The organism is Testudinibacter crocodili (genome assembly GCF_006228025.1).
Classification (GTDB): domain Bacteria; phylum Pseudomonadota; class Gammaproteobacteria; order Enterobacterales; family Pasteurellaceae; genus Chelonobacter.
Window position 1 is genome coordinate 1 of record NZ_VDHF01000130.1, and the last position, 1,228, is coordinate 1,228.

A 1,228-nucleotide genomic window follows, 5' to 3' on the forward strand; every position below is an offset into this window, starting at 1 on the left:
CTTTTTGCTTGATTTATAAACACCAAAGGTCAACAGCCCTAGCCAAACGCGAGAAAAAAGCACATCTTTACAAAACAAAACAAAACAAAACAAAACAAAACAAAACAAAACTTGTGGTATAATAAAACATTATTACTTTGGTAATAATATTCAGGGGCAATCTTACAAAGGTTGACCTATATCACACCCTAGATATAAGGTTAGAGATTATGAAAAAAATTTTTTTAGCAGTCGGTGTTTCACTTTTTGCAGTGGGGGCACAAGCTGCAGATCTTTCTGAATCATGTACTAAGTATTTCGAGCAAATTGATCAATTTGTTGCCAAGAGCGGTCAAAATCCAGCAATGGCTGGCATGAAAGATCAACTGGAAGCCAGCAAAACACAGCTTGCTTCACTACCAAAAGAAGTGCAAGAGCAGAGCTGTACTCAAGGTATTGATGCTTTGAAACAAATGGAAGCTGCGTTGCCTAAATAACCGTTAGGTGTTGGAATAACAACCTTAAAACCACATGCCGTTTTAAAATAGCATGTGGTTTTTGTTTGGCTGCTGACCGCACTTTGTCGATTGTAAATGAAGGTAGACTCCATTTTCAAGCTAAAATCTATCAAGTAAATGAAAACATTGCATTAATTTTGTGATCTCCCGCTAATTTTAAGGGATTAAAGATTGCGTATTTTGACGATTTATTAAAGAATTATCAATGCGTTGCTTATCAAACTAATGATAAACAACAGGTATGGTGCAGAATAAAACAAGGTGAGGTCCGGGTATGCAGATAGGAACAGTAAAATGGTTTAACAACGCTAAAGGTTTTGGATTTATTGCAGAAGAGGGCAGTTCTGACGATATTTTCGCACACTATTCGGTGATTGAGATGGACGGCTACCGCTCTTTGAAAGCCGGTCAAAAAGTACAATTTGAGGCGATTCACGGTGACAAAGGCTCACATGCCACCAAAATTATCCCGGTACCACTGGAACAAAGTTTAACATCTTAATTTGAGTGAGAAAGTGAAAACGGACATTTGTTTAAAGTCCGTTTTTTATCAAATGTACCGTAAAACTTCGCCCTTTAGGGCGGAGATGTAAGGTACAAACGGCAAAGCCGTTTTAACGCTAACTAATCAGGTGTTTGTTGTTGCTCGATATATTGGCGAATAATTGAAATCGGCGCACCACAACTTCCTGCAAAGTAAGACGGAGACCACAATGCATTACCCCATAATT

3 protein-coding genes are annotated in these 1,228 nt (G+C 38.1%); 2 read left to right on the forward strand and 1 reads right to left on the reverse strand.

What is annotated here, in order from left to right; translation table 11 throughout:
• Positions 1 to 209: 209 nt before the first annotated feature.
• Positions 210 to 476, forward strand: a complete 267-nt coding sequence (locus tag FHQ23_RS11615) for a DUF5339 domain-containing protein (RefSeq protein ID WP_139614466.1) — start codon at positions 210 to 212, stop codon at positions 474 to 476.
• A gap of 295 nt (positions 477 to 771) precedes the next feature.
• Positions 772 to 999, forward strand: a complete 228-nt coding sequence (gene cspD, locus FHQ23_RS11620) for a cold shock domain-containing protein CspD (protein ID WP_132966561.1) — start codon at positions 772 to 774, stop codon at positions 997 to 999.
• A gap of 122 nt (positions 1,000 to 1,121) precedes the next feature.
• On the opposite strand, the gene FHQ23_RS11625 is transcribed toward cspD, so the two are convergent.
• Positions 1,122 to 1,228: transposase (locus tag FHQ23_RS11625; RefSeq protein WP_176552315.1), on the reverse strand; the 107-nt coding region annotated here is incomplete at its 5' end.